Raw genomic sequence first — 22,446 nt, 5'->3', positions numbered from 1 at the left:
GCAGTGAACGACATGCCCCCGGCCGGCCCGCTCGACTCGTCCCGGGTCCCCCGGTTCGCCGGCTTCGCGACCTTCGCGCGGCTGCCGCGGATCGACCAGGTCGCCCACGCCGACATCGCCGTCGTCGGGGTGCCCTTCGACTCCGGCGTGTCCTACCGGCCCGGCGCGCGGTTCGGCCCGGCGGCCGTGCGCGAGGCGAGCCGGCTGCTGCGGCCGTACCACCCGGAGCTGGACGTCTCGCCGTTCGCCGAGAAGCAGGTCGTCGACGCCGGGGACATCGCGGTCAACCCGTTCGACATCGGCGAAGCGATCGAGACGCTGCAGCAGGAAGCCGAAGCGCTGCAGGCGAACGGGACGCGGCTGGTGACCGTCGGCGGCGACCACACCATCGCGCTCCCGCTGCTGCGGGCCGCCGCGAAGAAGCACGGACCCGTCGCCCTGCTGCACTTCGACGCGCACCTCGACACCTGGGACACCTACTTCGGCGAGCCGTACACCCACGGCACCCCGTTCCGGCGGGCGTCCGAGGAGGGCATCCTCGACACGAGCGCGCTGTCGCACGTCGGCACGCGCGGGCCGCTGTACGGCAAGCGGGACCTCGAAGAGGACCGGCGGCTCGGCTTCGGCATCGTCACCTCCGGCGACGTCCTGCGCCGCGGGGTCGCCGAGACCGTCGACGCGCTGCGGCAGCGCATCGGCGACCGGCCGCTCTACGTCTCGGTCGACATCGACGTGCTCGACCCGGCCCACGCGCCCGGCACCGGCACCCCCGAGGCCGGCGGGATGACCAGCCGCGAGCTGCTGGAGATCCTGCGCGGGCTGCGCGACCTGAACCTGATCGGCGCGGACGTCGTCGAGCTCGCCCCGGCCTACGACCACGCCGAGATCACCGCCATCGCGGCCTCCCACGTCGCCTACGACCTGGTGAGCCTGCTGTCCTTGGGGAAGAGCGAATGACCGATTCCGACCGCATCGGCGGCGACGTCGTCGTGGAGACCCTGCGGGCGCTGGGCGCCGACACGGTGTTCGGCCTGCCGGGCCAGCACGCGCTGGGCCTGTTCGAAGCGCTGCGGCGCGCCGGCGACCTGCGCGTGATCAGCGGGCGCGTCGAGAACAACCTCGCCTTCGCCGCCGACGGGCACGCCCGGGCGCGGCTCGCGGCGGACCCCGAGGGCCCGGTGCCGGTTACGCCCTTGGTCGTGTCGACCGGCCCGGGCGCGCTGCTGACCTTGGCTTCCCTGCAGGAATCCCGCGCCGCCTCGGTGCCGGTGCTCGGGATCTCCAGCCAGGTCCCGGTCGCCGGGCTCGGCGGCGGGCGGCACGGCTACCTGCACGAGCTGCCCGACCAGCAGGCGAGTTTCCGGGACGTCGTGAAGTCGGTGCACGTCGTGCGCCGTACCAGCCAGATCCCGACCGCACTGCGCGAGGCCTGGACGTCGGCCGCGACCGCGCCGTACGGCCCGGTGTGGGTCGAGATCCCGCAGGACGTGCTGCTCGGCCCGGCGGGGATCCCGCCGATCACGTCGGTGGCGGCCACTCCCCCGGTTCTGGAGCCCCTGCCGGAGCTGGTCACCGCGGCCGCCGACCTGCTGGCGGCGGCGAAGAACCCGGTGATCCTCGCCGGCGGCGGGGCCCTGCGGTCCGGCGCACACGCCGAGCTGACGGCGCTGGCCGAGGCGTTGCGCGCCCCGGTGATCTCGACCTTCGGCGGCAAGGGTGTCTTCGGCTGGGACCACGAGCTGTCCGGGCGGTCGTGGCTGGAGGACTGGCACACCACGGAGTTCCTGGCGGACGCCGACGTGCTGCTCGTACTCGGCTCGGGGCTGGGCGAGCTGTCCAGCAACTACCGCGAGTTCGCCCCGCGCGGCCGGCTGATCCAGGTCGAGGCCGATCTCGGCAAGCTGGAGTCGAACTACCCCGGTCTCGGCATCCACGCCGACGTCCGGCTCACTCTCCAGGCGCTGCTGGAGTGGGTGCCGATGCGACCGTCCGACGGCCGGGCGGAAGCCGCCGTCTCGGGGTTGCTGTCCCGCGTCGAGTCGCGGTTGGCCGGCCAGGACCTGGCCGTCGAGCGCAAGCTGATCGACGACATCCGCGCGGCGCTGCCCGAAGGCACGCAGACGTACTGGGACATGACGATCGCCGCGTACTGGGCCTGGTCGGCGTGGAACCCCGAGGGCGCGCCGATCCACACCGCGCAGGGTGCGGGCGGGCTGGGCTACGGCCTGCCGGGCGCGCTCGGCGGTGCGGCCGCCGGCGGTGCCACGCTCGCCGTGTCCGGCGACGGCGGCGCGATGTACGGCGTCGCCGAGCTGGCCACCGCGGTGCAGCACGGCCTCGACGTCACGTGGCTGGTCGTCGACGACGGCGGCTACGGCGTCCTGCGCGAGTACCTCACCGACGCCTTCGGCCACACCACGGCCACCGAGCTGGCGCGGCCCGACTTCGTGGCGCTGGCGTCGTCCTTCGGCGTACCCGCGAAACTGTCCTCTTTGGACACGGTGGGTGCGGACCTGGCCGAAGCGCTGCGCACACCCGGGCCGTCCGTGGTCGTCCTCCCCGCCCTGCTGAAGCTGTTCGCGCCGACCCACCTGGAGCAGGCATGACGCACGCCCGCACGCTCGACCTGACCGACCCGGCGACCGGCGAGGTGTTCGGCACCAGCACGATCGCCGAACAGTCCGATGTGGACGCCGCACTCGAATCCGCCGCGCGGGCGTTCGCGGTGTGGCGGCGCAGCACCCCCGCACAGCGGCAGCTCGCGTTGCTGAAGATCGCCGACGCCCTGGAAGCGCGGGCCCCCGAGTTCGCCGACCTCGAAGTGCGCGAAACCGGCAAGATCCGGTCCGTCGTCCTGGACGAGGAGATCCCGGAGTGCGTGAGCGCGCTGCGGTTCTTCGCCGGCGCCGCGCGGCAGCTGGAAGGCACGGCCGCCGGGGAGTACGCGCCGGGCCACACGTCGGTGATCCGCCGCGAGCCGGTGGGCGTCTGCGCGCAGATCGCGCCGTGGAACTACCCGCTCATGATGGCGGTCTGGAAGATCGCACCGGCCTTGGCCGCGGGCAACACCGTGGTGCTCAAGCCGGCCGAGACGACGCCCTCGACCGCCGTGCTGCTGGCCGAGATCGCGGCCGAGTTCCTGCCACCGGGCGCGTTCACCGTGCTCACCGGCGACCGCGACACCGGCCGTGCCCTGGTCCGCCACCCGCTCACCGAACTCGTCTCGATCACCGGGTCGACGCGGGCGGGCATCGACGTCGCCACCGTGGCGGCCGCCGACCTCAAGCGCACCCACCTGGAACTGGGCGGCAACGCACCGCTGCTGGTGTTCCCGGACGCCGACCTCGCCTCGACGGCCGAAGGCATCGTCGGCGCCGCGTTCTACAACGCGGGCCAGGACTGCACCGCGGGCAGCCGGGTGCTGGTGCACGCCTCGATCCACGACGACTTCGTCCGCGAGCTGACCAAGGTCGCTTCGGCGCAGACGCCGGGAGTCGATTTCGGCCCGCTGAACAGCGCTGCGCAGTTCTCGCGCGTCGAGGGTCTGATCGAGCGGTTGCCGTCGCACGCCCGCGTCGAGACCGGTGGGACGCGGTTCGGCTCCCGGGGCTTCTACTTCTCCCCCACCGTGGTCTCGGGGCTGCGCCAGGACGACGAGATCGTCCAGGAGGAGATCTTCGGGCCGGTCGTCACGGTCCAGTCCTTTTCGGACGAAGAAGAAGGCGTGGCGCTGGCCAACGGCGTGCCCTACGGCCTAGCGTCGTCGGTCTGGACGAACGACCTCGGCGTCGCCGCACGGGTGTCGGCCGAGCTGGACTTCGGGTGCGTGTGGGTGAACACGCACGGGCCGCTGGTCGCCGAGATGCCGCACGGCGGGTTCGGCCACTCCGGGCACGGCAAGGACCTCTCCGCGTACGCCTTCGCCGAGTACACCCGCGTCAAGCACGTGATGACGAGGTTCGCATGAGCGACAAGATCACCGAGGTCGAACGGCACGGGATCGCGCCGATCCCGCCGGCGGAGCAGACGTCGCGCCCGCGTGACCTGTTCCGGATGGCGTTCGGCGGCGCGAACACGTTCGCCACCATCATCCTGGGCACCCTGCCGATCGCGTACGGCCTGAGCTTCCGCGACGCGGCTCTGGCGACCGCGCTCGGCGTGGTCGTCGGCGGGCTCGTGCTCGCGCCGATGGCGCTGTTCGGGCCGCGCACGCGCACCAACAACGCGGTGTCGTCCGGCGCGCACTTCGGCGTGGTCGGCCGCTGCGTCGGGTCGTTCCTTTCGCTGCTGACGGCGATCACGTTCTTCGCGATCTCGGTCTGGGTCAGCGGGGACGCCGTCGCCGGGGCCGCGCAACGGCTCTTCGGCTTCGACGGCGGCGCGGCGCTGCGGGCGGTCGCGTACGGCGTGATCGCGGTCGCGACGCTCGTCGTGTGCATCTACGGCTACCGGTTCATGCTGCTGGTGAACCGGGTCGCGGTGGTGCTCGGCACGGCGATCATGCTGCTCGGCGTGGTGGCGTACGGCGGCACGTTCGACCCGGGGTACGCGGGCACCGGGACGTACGCGCTGGGCACGTTCTGGCCGACGTTCACCCTGGCGGCGCTGACGGCGCTGGCCAACCCGATCTCGTTCGGCGCGTTCCTCGGCGACTGGGCCCGCTACATCCCTTCTTCTTTCGGCAAACGTTCCTTGCTGGCGGCACCGTTCCTGGCCCAGGTGGCGACGCTGCTGCCGTTCGGCTTCGGCATCGCGACGGCGACACTGGTCGCCGACCCGGCCGACTACATCACCGGCCTGACGGCGGTTTCCCCGCTCTGGTACGCGATCCCGCTGATCGTGGTGGCGCTGATCGGCGGCCTGTCCACGGGCACGACGTCGCTGTACGGCACGGGCCTGGACTTCAGCTCGATCTTCCCGCGGCTGTCCCGCGTCCAGGCGACGCTGCTGATCGGGACGCTGAGCGTGGCGTTCATCTTCGTCGGCAACTTCGCACTGGACATGGTGTCGAGCATCAACGCGTTCGCCACGCTGATCGTGCTGTGCACGTCGCCGTGGATGGTGATCATGATGATCGGCTTCGTCCAGCGGCGCGGGTTCTACGACGTGGCGGACCTGCAGGTGTTCAACGAGGGCCGCCGAGGCGGGCGGTACTGGTTCGCCCGCGGGGTGAACTGGCGCGCGATGGCGGCCTGGGTCCCGGCGACGGCGCTGGGCCTGCTGTGCGCGAACACGCCGATGATCGCGGGACCGTTGCGGGACGTCGCGGGCGGGGTCGACATCAGCCTGCTGGTGACCTTGGTGACCGCCGCGGTGGCCTATCCGGTGCTGGTGAAGCTGTTCCCGGAGCCACCGGAGGTGTTCGGCTCGGTACCGGCGCCGACGGCCGTCCTCACGGTCCCCGCCGAGGCCTGACCACGTGTAGTGAATGACTCATTCCTGTCGTCTGACGACAGGAATGAGTCATTCACTACATCCGGGACCACTCAGCTGCGGTTCGCGTCCTTCTTCTCGGGCGCGGGCTCCGAGGGCGAGCCCAGGCGGGAGGCCCACTCCGTCACGCGGCGGGCGACGTCCTGAGCCGTCAGGCCGATCCGGCCCAGCACCTCGTCCCGGCTGCCCAGGTCGTGGAACGTCTGCGGCACCGCCAGGTCCCGCAGCGGGACGTCGCATTCGGCGTCGCGGAACATCGCCGCCAGTGCCGAGCCGAAGCCGCCGTGACGGCCGCTGTCCTCCACCGTCACCACCAGCTTGTGCTGGGCCGCCAGCGCGACCAGCTCGGCCGGGACCGGCAGCACCCAGCGCGGGTCGACCACCGTCACGCCGATGCCCTGGTCGGCGAGCCGGTCGGCGGCCGCCAGGCCCAGCGTCGCGAACGGGCCCACCGTCACCAGCAGGACGTCGGCACCTTCGACAGGGCGGCGCAGCACGTCGACCGTGCCCAGCCGCTCGACCGCCGGGACGTCCGAGCCGACCTTGCCCTTCGAAAAACGCAGCGCCGTCGGGCCGTCGGACACCGCCACGGCCTCGCGCAGCTCCTCCCGCAGGGTCGCCGGGTCGCGCGGGGCGGCCACGCGCATGCCCGGCACCATGCCCAGCAGCGACAGGTCCCACATGCCGTGGTGGCTCGGCCCGTCGGGGCCGGTGATGCCGGCGCGGTCCAGCACCAGCGTGACCGGCTGGCGGTGCAGCGCGACGTCCATCAGCACCTGGTCGAACGCGCGGTTGAGGAACGTCGAGTAGATCGCGACGACCGGGTGCAGCCCGCCCATCGCGAGCCCCGCCGCCGACGTCACCGCGTGCTGCTCGGCGATGCCGACGTCGTACCAGCGGTCCGGGAACGCCTCGGCGAACTTGTCGAGGCCGGTCGAGCGCAGCATCGCCGCGGTGATCGCGACGACGTCCTCGCGCTCCGCACCGATCTTCGCCAGCTCGTCGCCGAACACGCCCGTCCAGCTCGGGCCCTTCACCGGCGGCAAGCCGGTCTCCGGGTCGATCGGGTCGGTCTGGTGCATCTGGTCGTGCTCGTGGTTGACCGCGGGCGCGTAGCCGTGGCCCTTCTCGGTCACCACGTGCACGATCACCGCGCCGCCGAACGCCTTCGCGCTGTGCAGGGCCTTCTCCAGCGCCACCTGGTCGTGACCGTCGACCGGGCCGAGGTACTTCAGGCCGAGGTCGGAGAACATCGCCTGCGGGCTCAGCGCGTCCTTCAACCCCGCCTTCGCGGCGTGCAGCGCGGCGTAGATCGGCTTGCCGACGACCGGCGTGTGCTTGAGGATCTCGCGGCCGCCGTCGAGCAGCCGCTCGTAGCCGGGCTGCAGGCGCAGCGCCGCGAGGTGGTCGGCGAGGCCGCCGATGGTCGGCGAGTAGGAGCGGCCGTTGTCGTTGATGACGATGACGACCGGGCGTTCGCGGTGCGCGGCGAGGTTGTTGAGCGCCTCCCAGCACATGCCGCCGGTGAGCGCGCCGTCCCCGACGACGGCGACCGCGTGCCGCTCGCCGCCGTCCAGGGCGAAGGCTTTCGCCAGCCCGTCCACATAGGACAGCGCGGAGGAGGCGTGGCTGCTCTCGACCCAGTCGTGGTCACTCTCCGCGCGCGACGGGTAACCGGTGACGCCGCCGGTCTGGCGCAGCCGGTCGAAGCCGTCCGCGCGGCCGGTGACGATCTTGTGCACGTAGGCCTGGTGTCCCACGTCCCAGACGATCGCGTCGCGCGGTGAGTCGAACACGCGGTGCAGCGCGAGGGTCAGCTCGACGACGCCGAGGTTCGGCCCCAGGTGCCCGCCGGCGCGGCGGACCTTGTCGACGAGGAAGTCCCGGATCTCGGCGGCCAGCTCGCCGAGGTCCTCGACACTCATGCGCTTCAGGTCCGCCGGTCCGCTCACGGACTCCAGCAACGTCACCAGTCTCCACCTCACTTGGTCAGCACGCCTCGCGTTCCGGCCAGTCTACGGAGACCGGCCACCGGCCTTCCGCCCGCCGCGTCCGGCGTCACAGGCGGAGCGCGAGCACCCGTCATCTCCTGAGGTGAACCTCGTCTCCCCGCCGTGCTGTGGCGGTCACGCGGGGTGGCCACGAGAATGGGACGCATGGCGGACTTCTTCATCGGCGGCGACTGGGTGGACGCGATCGGCGGCGGCCGGCGGGAGATCCGCTGCCCGGCCGACGGCTCCCTGGTCGCGACGGTCGCCGAGGGCACCGCCAAGGACACCGAGGCCGCCATCGCGGCGGCGCGCCGGGCGTTCGACACCGGCCCGTGGCCCGGCACGCCCGCGCACCTGCGCGGCGACCTGCTGCTGCGCACCGCGGACCTGCTGGACCGCGACGCCGAGGCGTTCGCCCGCGCCGAGTCGCTCGACACCGGCAAGCGCCTGGTCGAGAGCCGCTACGACATGGCCGACATCGCCGCCTGCCTGCGCTACTTCGGCAAGCTCGCGGCCCAGGACGCGGGCCGCGTCGTCGACACCGGCAACCCGGACGCGTTCAGCCGGATCGTGCACGAGCCGGTCGGCGTCTGCGGGCTGATCACGCCGTGGAACTACCCGCTGCTGCAGACCGTGTGGAAGATCGCACCGGCGCTGGCCGCGGGCAACACGTTCGTGCTCAAGCCCAGCGAGCTGACGCCGCACACCTCGATCCTGTTCCTGAAGCTGCTCACCGAGGCGGGCCTGCCCGCGGGGGTGGGGAACCTGGTGCTGGGCGCCGGCGCCGAGGTCGGCGCGCCGCTGTCCGATCACCCGGACGTCGATCTCGTGTCGTTCACCGGCGGGCTCGCCACCGGCAGGGTGATCGCCGCGGCGGCCGCCGGGACGGTCAAGAAAGTGGCCTTGGAGCTGGGCGGGAAGAACCCGAACGTGGTCTTCGCCGACGCCGACTTCGAGACGGCGGTCGACTACGCGCTGACGGCGGTGTTCCTGCACTCCGGCCAGGTGTGCTCGGCGGGCGCGCGGCTGATCGTGCAGCGGGAGTGGCACGACGAGTTCGTCGACGAGCTGGTGCGCCGGGCCGAGCGGATCCGCCTGGGCGGGCCGTTCGACGAGCACGCCGAGACCGGGCCGCTGATCTCCGCGGCGCACCGGGCGAAGATCGAGAGGTACGTGGCGGCGGCGCTGGCCGAGGGCGCGGTGCTGCGGACGGGCGGGCGCCGTCCGGACGACCCGGCGCTGGCCGACGGCTTCTACTACCTGCCGACCATCCTCGACCAGGTCAAACAGGGCTCGTCGGCGGTCGTCGACGAGTCGTTCGGGCCGGTGCTGACGGTCGAGACGTTCACTGACGAGGACGACGCGGTCCGCATCGCCAACGACACCCACTACGGCCTGGCCGGGGCGGTGTTCACCCAGGACGCGGGCCGCGCCCAGCGCGTGGCCGGGCGGCTGCGCCACGGCACGATCTGGATCAACGACTTCCACCCGTACCTGCCCCAGGCCGAGTGGGGCGGCTACAAGCAGTCCGGGTTCGGCCGCGAGCTGGGTCCGACCGGGCTGGGCGAGTACACCGAGGTCAAGCACATCTACCAGAACCTGCGGCCGGCGCCACAGCACTGGTTCGCCGGCTGAACCGGGCCGGGTCGCCCGATCGGGATCCACCGAACGGCCCAGCGCGGAAAACGTCGTCGGAAAGCCGTTTCCGGCGTCTTATGCTGCGTGGCGTGACGCGAGCTTGGCGGGTTCCACGAGCGGTGGCGGCGGGGGTCGCCGGTCTCGGGGTGATCGCCGGGCTCACGCTGCGGACCGCCGAGTACCCGGGGATGCTGCCGCCGGGCACCCCGGACCCCGAGCTGGCGCTGGGCCTGCGCCTGGTCTGCGCGGCGGCGGTGCTGCTCGCGGGCACGCTGGCGTACCTGACGTTCGCCCGCCGCCAGGAGGAGCCCCTGGCGATGGTGTGCCTGCCGGGGCTGGTGGTGACGGGCGTGATCCTGCGGCACCTGGTGGTGACGCTCCCGCACGTGGCCCGCTTCCAGCCGACGGCCCGCATCGCACCGGGAGCGGGAGCCTGGGTGCTCCTGGCCTCGGGCGTGGCGATGACGGCCACGGGCCTGGCGGCGGCGTTCGCGGTGCGCCGGACGGCCTGAGGGCGCGCGGAGTCGCCGAGGCCGATCGGTCACGGACAGCCCGCAGCGACCGACACCGGCTCCGGCAGCCGGCAGCCGAAGTCGGACCGGCTGCCGGGCGGGCATCAGCAGCCCGCGGGGCCGGGCAGCCGTCGGCGGCCGCACTGTCGATCTCCGCAGTGCTCCGCGCGGGCAGCCAGCACCCACCGATGCCGGGGATGGCCGTCCGCCGAGCCGGAGCTGCCCGATTTCGGCGAGCTGCGGGCGAACGACGTGCGCCGGATCTCCGGGGGCCGCTCGGTCCGCGCGTGCCGGGCGACCGCAGTCCTCTCTCCTCAGCCGCTCACCGGCTTCCGGCCGAGGAACGCCGCCAGCCGGTCCGCCGCCGTGGCTCCCGGGCGCGCCGGGACCTCGGGGCCGAACGGGCCGCCCGGCTGCCGCGGTGCCGAACCGAACCTGGCCCGCCACTGCTCCAGCGCCCGCGATGCCGGCTCCGGCGCCAGGTCCGTCGACTGCCCCGTCGCGTCCGCGATGTCCCATCCGTGCGCCAGGTACTCGTTCACGCGCATGTGGACCAGGAACACACCCGGCACCTCACCCAGCGGGGTCGTCACCTGCCGCGAGAACAGCCCGGGCTCGGCCAGCACCGCGCGAGCCGCCTCGACCGACGAAGCGAAGGCCGCGGCCGGCGAAGCACCCAGGTAGTCACCGTCCGGGACCGGCGGACCCGAACCCGCCCAGAACGCCACCTTCGCGTTGCCGTGCGCCAGGTGGTTGACGACCGCGCGGACGTCCCAGTCCGCGCACGCCGTCGGCAGGGCCCACTGGTCGTCACCGAGGGCGCCCACGAGGGCCGTCACCGTCGAGGCCGCGAGGTCGAAGTCGTCGAGAGGAGTCACGCGGACAGTGTGACGACCACCACCGACAAAACTCAGGACAGCAGCGCCACGCACTCCACGTGGTGCGTCATCGGGAAGGCGTCGAACGCCCGCAGATCCGTCAGGCCGTAGCCGTGCGAAGCGAAGGTCGCCAGGTCGCGGGCCAGCGCCGCCGGGTCGCACGCCACGTAGACGATCCGGTCCGGCGCGCCCGCCACGATCGACTCCACCACCGCCTTGCCCGCGCCCTTGCGCGGCGGGTCCAGCACCACGACGTCCACCGGCTTCGCGGCCGACTCCAGCACGTGCTCGACGCGCCCGGCCTGCCAGGACACCTGCGGCAGGTCGGCCAGGTTCTTCTCCCCGTCGGCGACCGCGCGCCGGCCGGACTCGATCGCCAGCACCCGGCCCGACGCGCCGACCTGCGAAGCCAGCACCGACGCGAACAGCCCGACCCCGGCGTAGAGGTCCCAGGCCGACCCGCCCGCGGGCGCCTCCGCCCACTCGGCCACGACGGCGGCCAGCGTCGACGCCGCCGCCGGGTGGACCTGCCAGAAGCCGTGCGCGTCGAGGCGCCAGTCACGGCCGGCCGCGTGCTGCACGGCCACGCCGCCGGCCAGCTGCCGGGCGCGGACCTTGCCCCGGACCGTCGACAGCTCCCGGACGTGCACACCGCCGTCGCCGTCGCTGGTCACCTCGAGCTCGCTGCCCGGCCGCCAGCGCCGCGCCAGGACGTCGTCGAGCTCGCCGGGCACCGCGATCGGGCAGTCGTCCAGTGCCACCACCCGGTGGCTGTGGTGGGCGCGCAGGCCCGCGCGCCCCTCCCGGTCGGCGACCAGCCGGACACGGCTGCGCCAGTCCAGCGGACCGCCTTCGAGAGCCTCCACGACGACGTCGCGCTCGATGCCGGCCAGCCGCCGGAGCTGCTCCGCCACCACCGCCGCCTTCAACGAGAGCTGGTGGTCCGGGGAAGCGTGCTGCCAGTCGCAGCCGCCGCAGCCGCCCGGCACCGCCAGCGGGCACGGCGGCTCGACCCGGAACTCCGAAGCCGAAAGCACCTCGATCGCGTCGCCGCGGCAGAACGAGCCGCCGTTGTCCTCGGTGACCTCGACGCGCACGTGCTCGCCCGGCAGCGCGTGCCGGACGAACACCACGCGGCCGTCGGCGCGCGCCACGCAGTGACCGCCGTGCGCCACCGCGCCGACTTCGACCTCGAGAACCCGGCCCAGCCAGCTCGTCATTCGGCAGGCTCCTTGGGCTTCGACGCGACGATCGGCTTCCCGTTGGGCGAGAAGCCCCGGCGGACGTCGCCGGCCGCCGGCCGTTCGTTGCGGACGCGCGCGGCCGCCTTGGCCGACGACTCCAGCTGCCACGGCACGCTCGCCACGATCACGCCGGACTGGAACAGCAGGCGGCCCTTGAGCCGCAGCGCGCTCTGGTTGTGCAGCACCTGCTCCCACCAGTGCCCGACCACGTACTCCGGGATGAACACCGTGACCACGTTGCGCGGGTTGTCCCCGCGCACGCGCTTCACGTAGTCGAGCACCGGCTTCGTGATCTCGCGGTAGGGCGACTCGACGACCTTCAGCGGCACCTTGAAGTTGTGCGCGTCCCACTCGGCGGTGAGCCTTCGCGTGTCGGCGTCGTCCACGTTGACCGTCACGGCTTCGAGGACGTCCGGGCGCATCGCCTTGGCGTAGGCCAGCGCGCGCAGCGTCGGACGGTGCAGTTTGGACACCAGCACGATCGCGTGGTTGCGCGAGGGCAGCACGGTCGGGGTGTCGCCGAGATCCTTCAGCTCGTCGGCGACGCGGTCGTAGTGCCGCCGGATCGCCGTCATCAGCACGAAGATCGCCACCATCGCCGCGATCGCGATCCACGCGCCGAGCAGGAACTTGGTGATGAGCACGATCACCAGCACGACGCCGGTGCAGGTGAGGCCGACCGCGTTCACCGTCTGCGAGCGCCGCATCCGCCGCCGGACGCCGGGGTCGGTTTCCGTGGCCAGCAACCGGTTCCAGTGCCGGATCATGCCGGCCTGGCTCACCGTGAACGACACGAACACACCGACGATGTACAGCTGGATGAGCCGGGTCACCTCGGCGTCGAACGCGATGATCAGCACCAGTGCGAACGCCGAGAGGAACAGGATCCCGTTGGAGAACGCGAGCCGGTCGCCGCGGGTGTGCAGCTGCCGCGGCAGGTAGCGGTCCTGCGCGAGGATCGAGCCCAGCACCGGGAAACCGTTGAACGCGGTGTTCGCGGCCAGCAGCAGGATGATGCCGGTGGAGAAGGAGATGTAGTAGAACGCCGGCGGGAAGTCGGCGAACACCGCGTGCGCGATCTGCGCGACGATCGTCTTCTGCTCGTAGCCCGCGGGCGCGCCGGCGAGCTGCTCCGCCGGGTTCTCGGCGAACTTGACGTCGGTGATCGAGGCCAGCGTGATGATGCCGACCAGCATGGTCACCGCGAGCAGGCCCATCATCAGCAGCGTCGTCGCCGCGTTCTTCGACTTGGGCTTCTGGAACGCCGGGACGCCGTTGCTGATCGCCTCGACCCCGGTCAGCGCCGCCGCGCCGGAGGAGAACGCCCGCAGCACCAGGAACGCGTAGGCCACCCCCGCGAACGTCCCTTCGGCGTTCAGCGTGAACCCGGCGCTCTCGGCCTTCATCTCGGTGCCGGTGGCCGCCTGCACCAGACCCCACCCGACCATGACCAGGATGCCCAGGATGAACCCGTATGTCGGGATCGCGAAGGCCTTCCCCGACTCCCGGATGCCGCGCAGGTTCAGCGACGTCAGCACGACCACGATGACGATCGAGGCCAGCACCTTGTGCTGCGCCACCCACGGCACCGCGGACCCGATGTTGGCCACACCGGACGAAGTGGACACCGCGACCGTCAGCACGTAGTCGACGAGCAGGGCGCTCGCCACGGTCAGCCCGAACTTCCCGCCCAGGTTCGTGTTGGCGACCTCGTAGTCACCCCCGCCGCTCGGGTAGGCGTGCACGTTCTGCCGGTAGGACGCGACGACGACCAGCATGACCAGGGCGACCATGATGCCGATCCACGGCGCCAGCGCGTACGCGGAGAGCCCCGCGACGCTCAGCGTCAGGAAGATCTCTTCGGGCGCGTACGCCACGCTCGAGAGCGCGTCGGACGCGAAGATAGGCAGCGCGATGCGCTTGGGCAGGAGCGTGTGAGCGAGCCTGTCACTGCGGAACGGACGTCCGAGGACCAGGCGTTTCAGCACGGTCGGGAACTTCGACACCACGGAAGCCTAACCGCAGGGGGGCACGGTAGGTTCGGCGCTGGCATGTCGGGGTAGCAACGGACGGGTAACCGCCGAACGAGGAGGCAGGGCGTGCACGTGGTGATCATGGGGTGCGGCCGGGTAGGCGCGTCCCTGGCCGCTGCGCTGGAGCGGCTCGGCCACGAGGTGGCCGTCATCGACAAGAGCCAGCAGGCGTTCCGCCGGCTCGGCAGCGACTTCCACGGCCAGCAGGTCGTCGGGGTCGGGTTCGACCGCAAGGTGCTGATCGAAGCGGGCATCGAGCGGGCGGGCGCGTTCGCCGCGGTGTCCAGCGGCGACAACTCGAACATCATCTCCGCGCGGGTCGCCCGCGAGAACTTCGGCATCGAGCACGTCGTCGCGCGGATCTACGACCACAAGCGCGCGGCCGTGTACGAACGGCTGGGCATCCCGACTGTGGCGACCGTGCCGTGGACGACCGACCGGTTCCTGCGCACGCTCCTGCCGGACGGCGTCGCGTCGGCGTGGCGGGACCCGTCGGGCAACGTCGCGCTGCTGCAGCTGCCACTGCACGAGGGCTGGGTCGGGCACTCCGTCCGGTCCCTGCAGGAGGCGTCCGGCGCGCGGGTGGCGTTCATCATGCGCTTCGGCACGCCGGTGCTGCCGGACAACAAGACCGTGGTGCAGGACGGCGACGACGTGTGGGTCGCCGCGCGCTCCGGCACCGTCAGCGACGTGACCAGTGTGGCCAACCGCGAACCGGAGGACGAGGCATGAGGGTCGCGATCGCCGGTGCGGGCGCGGTGGGGCGCTCCATCGCCAACGAGCTGATCGACGGCAGGCACCAGGTGATGCTGATCGAGCGGGAGGCCGACCAGTTCGAGCCGCAGACCGTCGAGCAGGCCGACTGGGTGCTCGGCGACGCCTGCGAGGTGTCGATCCTGGAGGAGTCCGGGATCGAGCAGTGCGACGTCGTGATCGCCGCCACGGGCGACGACAAGGCGAACCTCGTCGTGTCGCTGCTCGCCAAGACGGAGTTCGCGGTGCGGCGCGTGGTGGCGCGGGTGAACAACCCGGCCAACGAGTGGCTGTTCACCGACGCCTGGGGCGTCGACGTCGCCGTGTCGACCCCGCGGATGCTCGCGGCGATGGTCGAGGAGGCGGTCAGCGTCGGCGACCTGGTGCGGCTGATGACGTTCCGGCAGAGCAACGCGAACCTCGTCGAGCTGACGCTGCCGGCGGAGACCCCGCTGGCTGGCAAGCCGGTGAGCGACCTGACGCTGCCCCGCGACGCGGCCCTGGTGACCATCCTGCGCGGCGACCGCGTGATCGTGCCGCAGCCGGAGGACCCGCTGGAGCCGGGCGACGAGCTGCTGTTCGTCGCGACGGCCGACGTCGAGCCGGAGATCCGGACGGCGCTGGGCTACTGACGAAAGCCGTGAAGGCCTCCTTACCGGCTCTTATGGCCGGTAAGGAGGCCTTCACGGACTACGGACGGGGGTGCCCCGCGGGGGTCAGGCTTCGGGGGCTTGGGCGTACTTCGCGCGCAGCCGCGCCTCGACCTCGGCGTCGGTCTCCGGCTTGGGCGCGGTCTCCTCGAGGGCCTTCAGGCGCTTGTCCGACCGGCGCACCGCCCAGACCACCACCAGCAGGCCCAGCGCGTACAGCGGGTACCCCATCGCGATCTTCGCGAAGGCCAGCCAGCCGGTGTAGTCCTCCTGGTAGAGCCACCGCTGGACGACGAACCGGGCGGCGAACACCAGCGCCAGCGCCAGCGTCGCGATGTCGTAGCCGTAGCGGGACGGCTTGTCCTTGCGCCACGCCTGCCCGGTGCCGTTGAGCACGTTCCAGACGACGCCCGCGATCGGCCACCGCACGACCACCGACAGCACGAAGATGCCGCAATAAACCAGGCTCGCGTAGATCCCGAAGAGGAAGAACCCCTTCGCGGACCCGGTGCGGTAGGCGATGAACGCCGCGATCGCCACGCCGAAGAAACCGGAGATCGCCGGCTGCAGGGGCTCCTTGCGGACCACCCGCAGCACGGTGATCGCCACCGCGCTGCCCACCGACGTCCAGATGGCCGCGGTCAGGCCGAAGAAAGCGTTCGCCAGGACGAAGACGATCACCGGCACCGACGAGTAGATCAGGCCGGACACCCCGCCCATCTGCTCGAGCAGGGTCGGCTGCGGCTCTTCTTCCGGGTCGGTCTTCTTCTCGCTCGGGGCGGGTTCAGTCACGGTAGGTGATCAACTCACTGGGCTCTGGAGCTCGTAATAGGGGTTGTACAGCACCTTCTGGCCGTCACGCTCGGCCATCCGGCCGCGCACCTTGATCGTCCGGCCAGGCTCGATGCCCGGGATCCGGCGGCGGCCGAGCCAGATTAGCGTCACGCCCTGTGTCCCGTCGAACAGCTCGGCCTCCAGCGTGGCGGCCTCGTTCGTCGGGCAGAGCTCGACGCTGCGGAGTCTCCCCATCACGGTGACCTCTTCGCCGGAACGGCAGTCGCAGGCCCGCTGCGCGCCCTCGGCGCCGGACCTCATCGACATCTCATCGGCGTCGAGCTCGTCGACGTCGCTGGTCAGCTTGCGTACCAACCGGCTGAAGTAGCCGCCGTCTTTGGCGGACATAGATGCTCCTGTGCTCCGGGGCCCCCGACGAAGGTGCTTGCGGCCCGTGCGATTCCAGCGTACTGCGGTCCCCGTCAGGGAAACGCCTTTGCGTAAAGATCGCAACGTGACGTCCGCAATCAGAGTTCCCGCCGCGGTGCTGCTGCCCGGCACCGGCTCGGACGAGGTGTTCGTCCGGGCGGTCTTCGCCGGCCCGCTGCGCGCCCTCGGTGTCCCGCTCATCGCGCCACCGCCGCCGCCCGGGGCGGCGCTCGCCGACGGCTACCTGGCGACGCTGGACGCACTGGCGGACGAACACGGCGAACTGCTCGTAGGCGGCATTTCGTTCGGCGCTCACCTCGCCGCGGAGTGGGCGGTCCGCAATCCCGGCCGTTGCGGGGGCCTGCTGGCCGCGCTCCCGGCCTGGAACGGCCGTCCGGGCCAGGCACCCGCGTCGCTGGCCGCGACGCTGTCCGCGGATCTGGTGGCCGCTTCCGGGGTCGACGCGGCGCTGGCGCAGACGGCGGGGAGCCCGGACTGGCTGCGGGCCGAACTGGACCGGGCGTGGCGCCGCCACGGCGACGGGCTGGCGGCGGGCCTGCGCGTCGCGGCCGGGCGGCCGTCCCCGACGCTCGCGGACCTCGCGCGGCTCGCGGTCCCGGCGGGTATCGGCACGTGTACCGACGACCCGATCCACCCGACGAAAGTCGCATCGGAGTGGGCTCGCGCACTCCCCCGCGCGGCCCTCGGCAAGACCACTCTCGCCGCGCTGGGCGCGGACCGGGAGTCCCTCGGCCGGGCGACCGTCCTCGCCTTCCTGAGGGCGCGGCGAAGGCCGTGAATGTCGCATTGAGGGACTTGAAGTCCCTCAATGCGACATTCACGGCCTTCGGTCGAGCGTCAGCCCTGTTGCTGCTGGGCCGCGATGTGCTCGGCGACGGCTTCGGGCAGCGTGATCGTGAGCGGGGTGCGGACCGGCATCGGCGCGTCGCCGCGGTCGACGATCGTGCGCCGCACGATGTCCCGGAGCACCTCGACGGCACCCGCGGCCTCCGACTGCGGGCCGGCGATGACGCCGCGCAGCATCCAGCGCGGCCGGTCGATGCCGACGAACCGCAGCGAGACGTCGCCGACGATGGCCGAGATCTCCAGGCCCCACACGCCGCGGCCGATGTTGACCTTGGCGCCGTCGGCCCGCAGCTGCTCGGCGAGCTCGGTGCTCACCTCGCGCCAGAGACCGCCCGAGCGCGGCGCGGCGTACGCGCTGACCGTGATCTGGCCCTGCTCGGTGACGACGTGCACGGCGCGCACGCCCCCGGTCTCGGGGTCCATCTCGACCTGGACCTGGGACCCGTCGGGCACCGGCACCTTCACCGAGCCGAGGTCGATCCGCGGGACGCCGTCGTCCTCGAAGTCCGCGACGTCGAACGGGCCGTCGGAGACGTCCGACAGCCCTTCTTCCTCGTCGTACGCCTCGTCCTCGATCGTGTCGTCGGCCTCGGGCGCGCCGTGCCGTCCGGCGGACCCGCCCTCGGTCCGCCGCTTGCGTCCGAAAATCCCCACTACTTCTCCGTTCCTTCCCCAGCCCCGGCGCTCGCGGCGAGCGCGTCTGCTCCCAGTGTGGCGTGTCCGCCCGTGGAGCCGTAGCCGCCGGCGCCCCGTTCGGTGTCGTCGAGCTCGGCGACCTCGACGAACTCGGCGTGCTCGACCCGCTGCACGACCAGCTGGGCGATGCGGTCGCCGCGCGCGAGCTTCACCGGGTGCACCGGGTCGTGGTTGATCAGGCAGACCTTGATCTCCCCGCGGTAACCCGCGTCGATCGTGCCCGGCGTGTTCACCACCGAGAGGCCGACCCGGGCGGCCAGGCCCGACCGCGGGTGGACGAACCCCGCGTAACCCGGGGGGAGGGCGATCGCGACGCCGGTGCCGACCACCCCGCGTTCCCCGGGTTTCAGCACGATATCCGAGGTGGTGACGAGATCGGCGCCCGCGTCGCCCGGCCGGGCGTAGGCGGGCAGCGGGACATCCGGGTCGAGCCGGGAGAGGAGTACCTGAACGCTGGACACGGGCGGCGAGATTACTCTCTACCCGTGGGTGAATCTGCGAAGACGGCCGCGAGTGCCGCGGTCCGGCACTCCGAACGGCTGTACGTGCCGTGGTGGGGCTGGCCGCTGCCGGTGCTGGGCGCGATCCTGCTGGCCGCCGAGGTCGACATGGGCTACCCGGGTGTCCGGGCGTGGCTGCCGTACGTGATCGCGCTGCCGGTCGTGGTGGGGCTGATGCTGTCGCTCGGCCGGTCGAAGGTCCGCGTCACCGGGGGTGACGAGCCGGAGCTGTGGGTGGGCGACGCGCACCTGCCGCTGCGGTACGCGGGCGAGGTCGAGATCTTCGACAAGGAGGCCAAGCGCAAGGCGCTGGGCCGGGACGGCGACCCCGCCGCCTACGTCCTGCACCGCGGCTGGGTCGGCCCGGTCGTGCGGGTGCGGCTCACCGACCCCGCCGACCCGACGCCGTACTGGCTGTTCAGCACCCGGCGCCCCGAGCGCGTCGCCGAGCTGATCAAGGGCGCCTGAACCCGGCTCCGGCCCCTCAAGACGGCCCTCTCAAGACATGGGAAGGGGGCCGGCCTGCCGGCCGGCCCCCTTTTCCCCAGCGCGCTTCGAGCCTCCCCCTCGGGCCCTCGAGGCTCTCCGTCGCGTCTGTTCGTCCCCTGAAACCCTGTCCGAGATCCGCTGCGCCGTCAGGCGCAGTCGCGGCAGATCAGGCGTCCGCCGCTCTCCTCGGCCAGCCGGCTGCGGTGGTGCACCAGGAAGCACACGGAGCAGGTGAACTCGTCAGCCTGCTTCGGCACCACCTTCACGGTCATGTCCTCACCGGAAAGCCCGGAGAGGTCGGCACCCGGCAGCTCGAAGTTCTCGGCGGTCGCGTCCTCGTCGACGTCGACGACGCCGGACTGGTTCTCGTTGCGCCGGGCCTTGAGCTCCTCCAACGAGTCTTCGGCCAGCTCGTCGGCTTCGCTGCGGCGCGGAGCGTCGTAGTCGGTAGCCATGTGTCCCTCACCCCTGCGATCAGCTTGTGTAGTCGTTTTCCCGGACCCCCGGGTGCGCCCGTGAGTCCGCCGTGCCGCTGGTCAACGTTCCAGGGCCGCTGTTTGTGCCCGACGGCCGAAGTGACCGAGGTCTCTTCTTTATGCGCCTCTTCCTGCGGCCGGAGCCCGGGAAGGGTAGCTCACGCCCGCGACGGTTCTGCAACGAGTCAGACATTGCCCCGGAATCGTCACCCGACAGGGGGAACCCGCAGGTAAGACGCGTTGTCGTCCATTCGGGTTGCCCGCGGGTGGAGAACTTCACCGGCGGCCCGTGTCCGCTTGCCCCGCCCGGCCCCGCCGTGGTGCGATCGCCGCACGGGGATCGGTCGCGGGCGGGGCTCGCGACCACGGGCGGGGCACCGGAAACCGGCGGGGTGACCCGGGACGGTGGGCGTCGGCCGCAGCGCCTAGGCTGGTCGGCCACGACGGTGCCGCGTTCGCACCGATCGGTTTCGGTGTTCGGGAAGGGACGGGCAGGTGGCGTCGGGGAACGGCATCGGGGACCGTGGGGCGCGGCCGTATCGCAAGCACAAGCCGCTGCCGGCGCTGATCGTCATCGGGGTGCTGGCGCTGGGCGCGATCGTCGTCTGGATCAACGCGGCCGTCGGCAAGGGCGACGTCGACGAGGCCGTCCGCTGCGACCCGGCCGCGAGCCCGCCGCCGGGTGTCACGTTCAGCACCCTCCCCCACAACGCCCTCGACGACCGCGCGCCGGTGCCGCCGGACAAGGTCGCCGTGAAGGTGCTCAACGCCTCCGGCAGCCGCGGCCAGGGCGGCATCGCCACCACCTCGCTGAAGGAGCTGGGCTTCACCGGCGCCGGCGAACCGGCCAACGACCCCGCCTACGAGGGCCGCGCGGCCAAGTGCCGCGGCCAGATCCGCTTCGGCGAGAACGGCGTCACCGCGGCCCGGACGCTCAGCCTCGTGGTGCCGTGCGCCGAGCTGGTCCAGGACAACCGCAAGGACGCGAGCGTCGACCTGGTCACGGGCACGCTGTTCGGGGACCTCCGGCCCCGCGCGGAGGCCCGCCAGATCCTCACCCAGCTCGCCGACTGGTCCAAGACCCACCAGGGCGGCGGCTCGAACGAGCAGTCGGCCGGCGCGAAGGCCCCGGTCATCGACCAGACGCTGCTGGCCTCGGCCCGCGACGTCGCCTGCTGACCCGGCTCACTCCCGCCCCCAGCGCCCCAAGGCGGCCTTCGGTGCGCCCAACGCACCCAAGGCGGCCTTCGGTGCGTTCAACGCAACCAAGGCCGCCTTGGGGCGCTCGGGCCGAGCCGGGAGGACGCGTCAGACGTCCGCCGCGCCGCAGTCCACCAGTGCCTTCCGCAGCGGGTCCGCGATCGACGGCGCCGCCGCGTACGTCGCGTCCTCGCCCAGGTCCGGCGCCGACCCCGGCAGGTGCACCGCCGCGCCCGCCTCCGCCGCGATCAGCGCTCCCGCGGCCCAGTCCCAGCGGTGCAACCCGTGCTCCACGTACGCGTCGAGCCAGCCCGCGGCCACCGCGCACAGGTCCAGCGACGCCGCCCCGTTGCGCCGGATGTCCCGGACCCGGCCCAGCAGCTCGGCCGCGAAGCGCGACTGCCGCGTCCGCCGCTGCGCCGAGTACGCGAAACCGGTCCCGACGAGCGTCAGCTCCAGCCGCGCGGGCGCCGACACCGACAGCCGGCGGCCGTCCAGGAACGCGCCCTGCCCGCGTGCGGCCGACCAGACCCGGCCGCTCGCCGGTTCCACCACCGCGCCGGCCACCGACTCGCCGCCGACCTGCGCCGCCACCGACACCGCGAACCACGGCAGCCCGTAGAGGAAGTTGACCGTCCCGTCGATCGGGTCGACGACCCACGTCACGCCGTCGCCGGCGGTCCCGCCGCCCTCCTCGCCGAGCACCGGGTCCCCGGGCCGCAGCTCGGCCAGCCGCGCACGGACGAGGCGCTCCGAGTCGTGGTCCACCGCGGTCACCACGTCGGTGTCCGCGGACTTCGTGCCCACGACCACCGACCGCCCCCGCGCCATCCCCTCCCAGGCCTCGCGGACCAGCTCGGCGGCCTCCGTCGCGACCTGCACCGCGACGCTTTTCAGCAACGACTCGTCAACTCCCACGTCCGACATGTCACCACATCCGGTTAAAGTCTCCGAGGCAGGCTTCTGAATCGTGCGAGAAGGGACCACGTCCGTGGTGGAGGCGACCCGCCGAGGTTTCGGCATCGACATCGGCGGCAGCGGGATCAAGGGCGCCTTGGTCGACCTGGACAAGGGGCAGCTCATCGGCGACCGGATCCGGATCGAGACGCCGAAGCCGTCCACGCCGTCGGCGGTGGCGGACGTCGTGCACGAGATCGTCACGGAAGCGGGCTGGGACGGGCCGGTCGGCGTGACGCTCCCGGCGGTCGTCAAGAAGGGCGTCGCGCACACCGCGGCCAACATCGACAAGCAGTGGATCGGCACCGACGCCGACGCCCTCTTCGCCAAGCGCCTCGGCCGCGGCGTCGACCAGGTTGCGATGCTCAACGACGCCGACGCCGCGGGCATCGCGGAGATCCGCTTCGGCGACCCGGTCGCGCGCACGGGCGTCACCGCCCTGCTCACCTTCGGCACCGGCATCGGCAGCGCGGTGTTCCAGGACGGCAAGCTCGTCCCGAACACCGAGTTCGGCCACCTCGAGATCGACGGCCACGACGCCGAGAAGCGTGCGGCCGCGTCGGTGAAGGACAACGAGGGCCTCTCGTACCCCGAATGGTCCAAGCGCGTGCACCGTTATCTGACCGTGCTCGAAAACCTGATCTGGCCCGATCTGTTCATCGTCGGCGGCGGGGTCAGCAAGAAGGCCGAGAAATGGGTGCCGCTGCTGGACATCCGCACCCCGGTCCTGGTGGCCACGCTGCAGAACAACGCCGGGATCGTGGGTGCCGCGGCGGCCGCGAGCGAGGGCATCCAGCACTAGCTCCGGAGCCGATCTCCGGCGCCGGAGCGGGCCGGAGGGTGATCGCTTCGCGACGCATGCGCGTACCGTCGTTACAATGGAACACGGCCCACGGCTGCGGAGGTCAAATCCGCAGGCCGAGGCG

General features: G+C 72.2%; 22 protein-coding genes. 12 read left to right on the top strand and 10 right to left on the bottom strand.

The features are described from left to right. The first annotated feature begins 12 nt into the window (after positions 1 to 12). The 4 genes from speB to QRX60_RS26890 are packed head-to-tail and all read left to right on the top strand — an operon-like array spanning position 13 to position 5,415. Positions 13 to 957, top strand: coding sequence for an agmatinase (gene speB, locus QRX60_RS26905; protein WP_286003703.1), 945 nt, complete (start codon positions 13 to 15; stop codon positions 955 to 957). After that, positions 954 to 2,606 carry a thiamine pyrophosphate-binding protein gene (locus QRX60_RS26900; RefSeq protein WP_285994216.1) on the top strand — a complete coding sequence of 551 codons (1,653 nt, stop codon included), beginning with the start codon at positions 954 to 956 and terminating at the stop codon, positions 2,604 to 2,606. The genes speB and QRX60_RS26900 overlap by 4 nt, the downstream gene beginning before the upstream one ends. Further along, on the top strand, positions 2,603 to 3,967 hold the full coding sequence (locus QRX60_RS26895; protein WP_285994215.1) for an aminobutyraldehyde dehydrogenase: 1,365 nt from the start codon (positions 2,603 to 2,605) through the stop codon (positions 3,965 to 3,967). Before QRX60_RS26900 ends, QRX60_RS26895 begins: the two co-directional genes overlap by 4 nt. Further along, a complete protein-coding gene (locus QRX60_RS26890) occupies positions 3,964 to 5,415 on the top strand; it encodes a purine-cytosine permease family protein (RefSeq protein ID WP_285994214.1) in 1,452 nt (483 codons plus the stop codon). The genes QRX60_RS26895 and QRX60_RS26890 overlap by 4 nt, the downstream gene beginning before the upstream one ends. 71 nt (positions 5,416 to 5,486) lie before the next feature. Here the strand turns inward: QRX60_RS26890 and dxs are convergent, their stop codons facing one another. After that, positions 5,487 to 7,403: a 1-deoxy-D-xylulose-5-phosphate synthase gene (dxs, locus tag QRX60_RS26885; RefSeq protein WP_285994213.1), complete on the bottom strand. Its 1,917-nt coding sequence runs from the start codon at positions 7,401 to 7,403 to the stop codon at positions 5,487 to 5,489. Between the two features lie 186 nt (positions 7,404 to 7,589). Here dxs and QRX60_RS26880 point away from each other — a divergent pair, with 186 nt between their 5' ends. Continuing rightward, positions 7,590 to 9,059, top strand: coding sequence for an aldehyde dehydrogenase family protein (locus QRX60_RS26880; RefSeq protein WP_285994212.1), 1,470 nt, complete (start codon positions 7,590 to 7,592; stop codon positions 9,057 to 9,059). A 92-nt stretch (positions 9,060 to 9,151) separates the two neighbouring features. Further along, positions 9,152 to 9,574: a hypothetical protein gene (locus tag QRX60_RS26875; RefSeq protein ID WP_285994211.1), complete on the top strand. Its 423-nt coding sequence runs from the start codon at positions 9,152 to 9,154 to the stop codon at positions 9,572 to 9,574. 314 nt (positions 9,575 to 9,888) lie between these two features. Here the strand turns inward: QRX60_RS26875 and QRX60_RS26870 are convergent, their stop codons facing one another. Genes QRX60_RS26870 through QRX60_RS26860 form a run of 3 tightly spaced genes read right to left on the bottom strand, consistent with a single transcriptional unit; the run spans position 9,889 to position 13,702 of the window. Beyond that, entirely contained in the window at positions 9,889 to 10,452 is a 564-nt protein-coding gene (locus QRX60_RS26870; protein ID WP_285994210.1) for a TIGR03086 family metal-binding protein, read from the bottom strand. Between the two features lie 32 nt (positions 10,453 to 10,484). After that, a complete protein-coding gene (locus QRX60_RS26865; protein WP_285994209.1) occupies positions 10,485 to 11,672 on the bottom strand; it encodes a class I SAM-dependent RNA methyltransferase in 1,188 nt (395 codons plus the stop codon). Continuing rightward, complete coding sequence (locus tag QRX60_RS26860; protein ID WP_285994208.1) at positions 11,669 to 13,702, bottom strand: APC family permease; 2,034 nt, start codon at positions 13,700 to 13,702, stop codon at positions 11,669 to 11,671. Before QRX60_RS26860 ends, QRX60_RS26865 begins: the two co-directional genes overlap by 4 nt. A 93-nt stretch (positions 13,703 to 13,795) precedes the next feature. Between QRX60_RS26860 and QRX60_RS26855 the strand changes: the two genes are divergently transcribed. Both QRX60_RS26855 and QRX60_RS26850 read left to right on the top strand, forming a co-directional pair. Then, positions 13,796 to 14,461 (top strand): potassium channel family protein, encoded by a 666-nt coding sequence (locus QRX60_RS26855; protein ID WP_332845782.1) that lies wholly within the window; start codon positions 13,796 to 13,798, stop codon positions 14,459 to 14,461. Further along, on the top strand, positions 14,458 to 15,114 hold the full coding sequence (locus tag QRX60_RS26850) for a potassium channel family protein (RefSeq protein ID WP_086676743.1): 657 nt from the start codon (positions 14,458 to 14,460) through the stop codon (positions 15,112 to 15,114). Before QRX60_RS26855 ends, QRX60_RS26850 begins: the two co-directional genes overlap by 4 nt. 84 nt (positions 15,115 to 15,198) lie before the next feature. Here QRX60_RS26850 and QRX60_RS26845 read toward each other — a convergent pair whose 3' ends face one another. Together QRX60_RS26845 and QRX60_RS26840 are read right to left on the bottom strand one after the other, a co-directional pair. Continuing rightward, positions 15,199 to 15,924, bottom strand: coding sequence for a DUF3159 domain-containing protein (locus QRX60_RS26845; RefSeq protein ID WP_285994207.1), 726 nt, complete (start codon positions 15,922 to 15,924; stop codon positions 15,199 to 15,201). A 9-nt stretch (positions 15,925 to 15,933) separates the two neighbouring features. Then, a complete protein-coding gene (locus tag QRX60_RS26840; protein ID WP_072480405.1) occupies positions 15,934 to 16,314 on the bottom strand; it encodes an OB-fold nucleic acid binding domain-containing protein in 381 nt (126 codons plus the stop codon). 136 nt (positions 16,315 to 16,450) lie between these two features. On the opposite strand from QRX60_RS26840, the gene QRX60_RS26835 reads away from it, so the two are divergent. Continuing rightward, a complete protein-coding gene (locus QRX60_RS26835; protein ID WP_286003702.1) occupies positions 16,451 to 17,134 on the top strand; it encodes an alpha/beta fold hydrolase in 684 nt (227 codons plus the stop codon). A gap of 59 nt (positions 17,135 to 17,193) precedes the next feature. Here the strand turns inward: QRX60_RS26835 and QRX60_RS26830 are convergent, their stop codons facing one another. Together QRX60_RS26830 and dut are read right to left on the bottom strand one after the other, a co-directional pair. After that, positions 17,194 to 17,856, bottom strand: coding sequence for a DUF3710 domain-containing protein (locus tag QRX60_RS26830; RefSeq protein WP_285994206.1), 663 nt, complete (start codon positions 17,854 to 17,856; stop codon positions 17,194 to 17,196). Then, positions 17,856 to 18,359, bottom strand: coding sequence for a dUTP diphosphatase (gene dut / locus QRX60_RS26825; protein ID WP_285994205.1), 504 nt, complete (start codon positions 18,357 to 18,359; stop codon positions 17,856 to 17,858). Before dut ends, QRX60_RS26830 begins: the two co-directional genes overlap by 1 nt. A 24-nt stretch (positions 18,360 to 18,383) precedes the next feature. On the opposite strand from dut, the gene QRX60_RS26820 reads away from it, so the two are divergent. Further along, complete coding sequence (locus QRX60_RS26820; protein WP_285994204.1) at positions 18,384 to 18,866, top strand: DUF3093 domain-containing protein; 483 nt, start codon at positions 18,384 to 18,386, stop codon at positions 18,864 to 18,866. 167 nt (positions 18,867 to 19,033) lie between these two features. On the opposite strand, the gene QRX60_RS26815 is transcribed toward QRX60_RS26820, so the two are convergent. Then, on the bottom strand, positions 19,034 to 19,342 hold the full coding sequence (locus QRX60_RS26815) for a DUF4193 domain-containing protein (RefSeq protein ID WP_086676737.1): 309 nt from the start codon (positions 19,340 to 19,342) through the stop codon (positions 19,034 to 19,036). A 516-nt stretch (positions 19,343 to 19,858) separates the two neighbouring features. On the opposite strand from QRX60_RS26815, the gene cei reads away from it, so the two are divergent. Continuing rightward, complete coding sequence (cei, locus tag QRX60_RS26810; protein ID WP_285994203.1) at positions 19,859 to 20,542, top strand: envelope integrity protein Cei; 684 nt, start codon at positions 19,859 to 19,861, stop codon at positions 20,540 to 20,542. Positions 20,543 to 20,671: 129 nt separating this feature from the next. Here the strand turns inward: cei and QRX60_RS26805 are convergent, their stop codons facing one another. Continuing rightward, complete coding sequence (locus tag QRX60_RS26805) at positions 20,672 to 21,490, bottom strand: inositol monophosphatase family protein (RefSeq protein ID WP_285994202.1); 819 nt, start codon at positions 21,488 to 21,490, stop codon at positions 20,672 to 20,674. A gap of 64 nt (positions 21,491 to 21,554) precedes the next feature. Between QRX60_RS26805 and ppgK the strand changes: the two genes are divergently transcribed. Then, positions 21,555 to 22,322 carry a polyphosphate--glucose phosphotransferase gene (gene ppgK / locus QRX60_RS26800; protein WP_408630279.1) on the top strand — a complete coding sequence of 256 codons (768 nt, stop codon included), beginning with the start codon at positions 21,555 to 21,557 and terminating at the stop codon, positions 22,320 to 22,322. The last annotated feature ends 124 nt before the right edge of the window (positions 22,323 to 22,446 follow it).

It is taken from the genome of Amycolatopsis mongoliensis (assembly GCF_030285665.1).
In the GTDB taxonomy this organism is placed as follows: Bacteria; Actinomycetota; Actinomycetes; order Mycobacteriales; family Pseudonocardiaceae; genus Amycolatopsis; species Amycolatopsis mongoliensis.
The sequence above is the reverse complement of the archived record's forward strand: the minus strand, read 5'-3'. Positions and strand labels throughout refer to the sequence as shown.

Bases quoted from the DNA above. Each gene is read 5' to 3' on its own strand.
- QRX60_RS26840 (WP_072480405.1), bottom strand. From the start codon at position 16,314: ATGTCCGCCAAAGACGGCGGCTACTTCAGCCGGTTGGTACGCAAGCTG.
- QRX60_RS26900 (WP_285994216.1), top strand. From the start codon at position 954: ATGACCGATTCCGACCGCATCGGCGGCGACGTCGTCGTGGAGACCCTG.
- QRX60_RS26890 (WP_285994214.1), top strand. From the start codon at position 3,964: ATGAGCGACAAGATCACCGAGGTCGAACGGCACGGGATCGCGCCGATC.
- QRX60_RS26815 (WP_086676737.1), bottom strand. From the start codon at position 19,342: ATGGCTACCGACTACGACGCTCCGCGCCGCAGCGAAGCCGACGAGCTG.
- speB (WP_286003703.1), top strand. From the start codon at position 13: ATGCCCCCGGCCGGCCCGCTCGACTCGTCCCGGGTCCCCCGGTTCGCC.
- QRX60_RS26895 (WP_285994215.1), top strand. From the start codon at position 2,603: ATGACGCACGCCCGCACGCTCGACCTGACCGACCCGGCGACCGGCGAG.
- QRX60_RS26805 (WP_285994202.1), bottom strand. From the start codon at position 21,490: ATGTCGGACGTGGGAGTTGACGAGTCGTTGCTGAAAAGCGTCGCGGTG.
- QRX60_RS26865 (WP_285994209.1), bottom strand. From the start codon at position 11,672: ATGACGAGCTGGCTGGGCCGGGTTCTCGAGGTCGAAGTCGGCGCGGTG.
- QRX60_RS26850 (WP_086676743.1), top strand. From the start codon at position 14,458: ATGAGGGTCGCGATCGCCGGTGCGGGCGCGGTGGGGCGCTCCATCGCC.
- QRX60_RS26880 (WP_285994212.1), top strand. From the start codon at position 7,590: ATGGCGGACTTCTTCATCGGCGGCGACTGGGTGGACGCGATCGGCGGC.